The organism is Hymenobacter profundi (assembly GCF_019334315.1).
GTDB lineage: Bacteria > Bacteroidota > Bacteroidia > Cytophagales > Hymenobacteraceae > Hymenobacter > Hymenobacter profundi.
This window is the reverse complement of record NZ_JAHWGL010000179.1, coordinates 1-4,065: the sequence shown is the minus strand read 5'-3', so window position 1 is coordinate 4,065 and position 4,065 is coordinate 1. Positions and strand designations below refer to the sequence as shown.

The window sequence follows — 4,065 nt, the reverse complement described above, 5'->3', positions numbered from 1 at the left end:
CGACATACCTACTCACCTATAGCAATACATTACAAATGGCGCGGGGCTGTGCCCCGTGCCGACTATTCGCAGGCCTCCGGCCTGCCCGCCAGAACGACCCGCCCTACTCAACTGTCCCTACCGGCGCGGACGACCGCAGGCCAGAGGCCTGCCAATAGTCGGCACGGGGCACAGCCCCGCGCCATTGGATAGACTATGCGGCTTTACAGTCGCTCCATTCTACACCTAGTAAGGGGCTAATTTCTCTCTGCCATCTATTTAAAACTATTGGTTCTAAAACTGGATGTTTAGGGAAATTTATAACTAGCTCATTGAATTTTTTATAACCTATACTTTTAGCTATATAAGCTTCGTGAATAAAGTTTATATAACTCACTATTTTATGTATGCATGAATGAAATTCTACAAAGTCTATTTCAGCTTCTATTAGCATTTGCACATCACTATAATTAGCCTTAAGCCTTAATCGATATAGAAAATCAAATAAAGTAGTCATAGTTGATGGCTTAATTATTTCTGCCCATTGTTTACAGCTAAAGGCTTTTGCAACTTTTTTATCCTTAGTAAGAATAGGTTTAGAGGAGCATTGTCTGTCTTTTTTCAATTGCTCGGCTAGTTCTTTCCTCGTTCCCCTGAGTAACATTGCTATTTGGCCTTGTGCATCTTCAGGAGTATAGATTCTAGACAAAGAAGAGCTTTTGACCCCTTTAGATGGAATGTTCACTACTTTCAGGTCAGAATAGTCACCGTCACAGTAAAAACTGATAGTCTTGGGATACTTATTATTCTTAACTAGCTCTGCGAATTTTTTTATTGCTCCTGTATGTGAGCTAGTAGTTGCGCCAGTAGACTGAATAAAAGCGTTTAGACTCTGGTACGAACTATAGTACGCTTGAGGAAGTGCCCATTGCACTGCAAAACCTAGAAAATCATTGTTGTCTTGATTTGCGGTTAAACGAAGTGCATACTCAGTGCTCCAACAGTTATAAAGCAATTTCCTTAAAGTATCATAATCGCATTTGCAAGACCCTTCCTTGATTTCATAAAAATATCTAACCGTATTCAAGTTTTTAGCTTGTGAATCATTCTCGATATGAAAGCACAGTGCTGAAAAGTGATTAAGGAATACTTGTGCAGGTTTCGATTTATCTTGCTTTTCTTGAAGTATGCGCATGAATGTGCTTACGTCAAAGCCACCTACTAATGAAGAATTATTCATAAAACAGAGTATATGAAAAGAGGCTCCTGAGAGCCTCTTTTTGTTACAAGTAATTTACGACCCGCAAGCCTCGCAGGCGTCCGGATTATCCAGCGAGCAGCTCATGTCGCTTTGGTTCTGGGCGACGTTGGCGTAGACCGGCTCCAGGGTTTCGGCGGCTTGTTTCTCCACCGTGAACTTGATGGCGTCGGCGGCGGCTTTGGTGCGCAGGTAGTACATGCCGGTTTTCAGGCCGCGCTTCCAGCTGTGGAAGTGCATGCTAGTGAGCTTGCCGAAGTTCACGTTTTGCACGTGCAGGTTCAGGCTCTGGCTCTGGCAGATGTACGCGCCCCGGTCGGCCGACATATCAATGATGCGGCGCTGCGAGATTTCCCACACCGTCTTATACAGGTCCTTGATGTGCTGCGGAATCCGGTCGATGTTCTGCACCGAGCCGTTGGCGGCAATAATTTCCTGCTTCATCTGGTCGCTCCACAGGTTCAGGGCCACCAGGTCTTTCAGCAGGTGCTTGTTCACTACCATGAACTCGCCCGAGAGCACGCGCCGCACGTAAATGTTGCTCGTGTAAGGCTCAAACGATTCGTTGTTGCCCAGGATTTGCGCCGTGCTGGCGGTAGGCATAGGCGCTACCAGCAGCGAGTTGCGCACGCCGTGCTCCACTACCTCGGCGCGCAGCGTTTCCCAGTCCCACCGGCCCGAGTCGGGCGTTACGTTCCACAGATCGAACTGGAACTTGCCCTGGCTCAGCGGCGAGCCGGGGAAGGTCTCGTAGTGGCCCTCCTTGATGGCCAAGTCCTTCGAGGCCGTCATGGCCGCGAAGTAGATGGTTTCGAAGATGTCCTTGTTCAGGCCGCTGGCTTCGTCGCTTTCAAACGGCATCCGCAGGGCAATAAACGTGTCGGCGAGGCCCTGCACGCCCAACCCGATGGGGCGGTGGCGGAAGTTGCTGCGCTGCGTCTCGGGCACGGGGTAGTAGTTCACGTCAATCACCTTGTTCAGGTTCAGCGTGGTCTGATACGTTACTTCGTACAGCTTGTCGTGGTCGAAGGTGGTGTTGCCCTGCGCGTCGGTCACGAGGTAGCGGGGTAGGGCCAGCGAGGCCAGGTTGCACACCGCAATTTCGTCCTTGTCGGTGTACTCCATAATCTCGGTGCACAGGTTCGAGGACTTAATCACGCCCAGGTTCTGCTGGTTGCTCTTGCCGTTGGCAGCGTCCTTGAACAGCATATAGGGCGTGCCCGTCTCGGTCTGGCTTTCCAGGATGGCAAACCACAGCTCCTGCGCCTTGATTGTCTTGCGGCCGCGGCCGTCGCGCTCGTACTTAGTGTAGAGCTTCTCAAACTCGGGACCCCAAGTGGTATCCAGGCCGGGGCACTCGTGGGGGCACATCAGCGTCCACATACCGTTTTCCTCCACCCGCTTCATAAACAGGTCGGGCGTCCAGAGGGCGTAGAACAGGTCGCGGGCGCGGTTTTCCTCCTTGCCGTGGTTCTTCTTCAGGTCCAGGAAGTCGAAGATGTCGGCGTGCCAGGGCTCCAGGTAGATGGCGAAAGCGCCCTTGCGCTTGCCGCCGCCCTGGTCCACGTAGCGGGCCGTGTCGTTGAACACCTTCAGCATGGGCACCAGGCCATTGGAGTTGCCGTTGGTGCCTTTGATGTAGGAGCCGGTAGCGCGCACGTTGTGTACGGCCAGGCCAATGCCGCCGGCCGACTGCGAAATCAGGGCGCAGTTCTTCAAGGTGTCATAGATGCCTTCAATGGAGTCGTCCTTCATCGTGAGCAGGAAGCACGACGACATCTGCGGCTTGGGTGTGCCCGCGTTGAACAGGGTAGGCGTAGCGTGCGTCATCCACCGCTCCGACATCATGTTGTAGGTCTTGATAACCGAATCGATGTCGTTCTTGTGAATGCCTACCGATACGCGCATCAGCATGTGCTGGGGGCGCTCCACAATCTTACCATCGAGGCGCAGCAGGTAGGAGCGCTCCAGGGTCTTGAAGCCGAAGAAGTCGTAGTTGTAGTCGCGGTCGTAGATGATGGCCGAATCCAGCGTATGCGCGTGGTTGTGAATCACCTCCCACACGTCCTTCGCCAGCAGCGAAGCATTCTCGCCGTTCTTGGGGTCCTCGTAGGTGTAGAGGCGCTTCATGGTGCTCGAAAAGGACTTCGAGGTCACCTTATGCAGGTTGCTCACCGCAATGCGGGCGGCCAGAATGGCGTAGTCGGGGTGCTTGGTGGTGAGCGAGGCGGCGGTTTCAGCGGCCAGGTTGTCCAGCTCCACGGTGGTCACGCCGTCGTAAATGCCGTCAATCACCTTCTTGGCCACCTCAATCGGCGACACGAAATCCATATTCAGCCCGTAGCAGAGCTTTTCAATGCGGGCCGTTACTTTATCGAATTTCACGGATTCGCGGCGACCGTCGCGTTTGATTACCAACATAGGCGTAGCGGTTTGATGGGTTAGGATAAGCGAAGCCCTACCCTGGAGGGGCGCAGGCACTGATGCGAGAAAGGAGGAGCCGAAGGAACTTTTCGACTATTGATAGTCGGAAGATATTCGTCTCGAAGGTGTAGGACAAACCTTTCCTTTAGAAGTTTTCCACATAATCGCAAAGCGGTAGCAATCAGCTGCTTTTTGCATAGAAACTAAAGAATATAGCAATGAAATATTACTAGTAAAATAGGGTTGCGAGTTTGCCGGAGGAATGGTATTGTAGGAGGTAGGCGTAGCGTGGAGGAACAGCCGAAAATCGTCTGTCATCCTGAGCTTGCGAAGGACCTTATGCCCGCAGGACGAGTCGTTGTTACGATGGTTGTTCTAGCGTGAGAAGGTCCTTCGCTCCGCTC

General features: G+C 52.2%; 3 protein-coding genes. 1 reads left to right on the top strand and 2 read right to left on the bottom strand.

What is annotated here, in order from left to right; genetic code table 11:
- On the top strand, positions 1–192 hold a 192-nt coding region (locus tag KYK14_RS21625; protein ID WP_219161732.1), incomplete at its 5' end, for a hypothetical protein.
- Between the two features lies 1 nt (position 193).
- Here KYK14_RS21625 and KYK14_RS21620 read toward each other — a convergent pair.
- Together KYK14_RS21620 and KYK14_RS21615 are read right to left on the bottom strand one after the other, a co-directional pair.
- Positions 194–1,219 (bottom strand): hypothetical protein, encoded by a 1,026-nt coding sequence (locus KYK14_RS21620; RefSeq protein WP_219161731.1) that lies wholly within the window; start codon positions 1,217–1,219, stop codon positions 194–196.
- Between the two features lie 54 nt (positions 1,220–1,273).
- Complete coding sequence (locus tag KYK14_RS21615) at positions 1,274–3,658, bottom strand: ribonucleoside-diphosphate reductase subunit alpha (protein ID WP_219161733.1); 2,385 nt, start codon at positions 3,656–3,658, stop codon at positions 1,274–1,276.
- Between the last annotated feature and the right edge of the window lie 407 nt (positions 3,659–4,065).

Coding starts and splice junctions, on each gene's coding strand:
- KYK14_RS21620 (WP_219161731.1), bottom strand. CDS start 1,219: ATGAATAATTCTTCATTAGTAGGTGGCTTTGACGTAAGCACATTCATG.
- KYK14_RS21615 (WP_219161733.1), bottom strand. CDS start 3,658: ATGTTGGTAATCAAACGCGACGGTCGCCGCGAATCCGTGAAATTCGAT.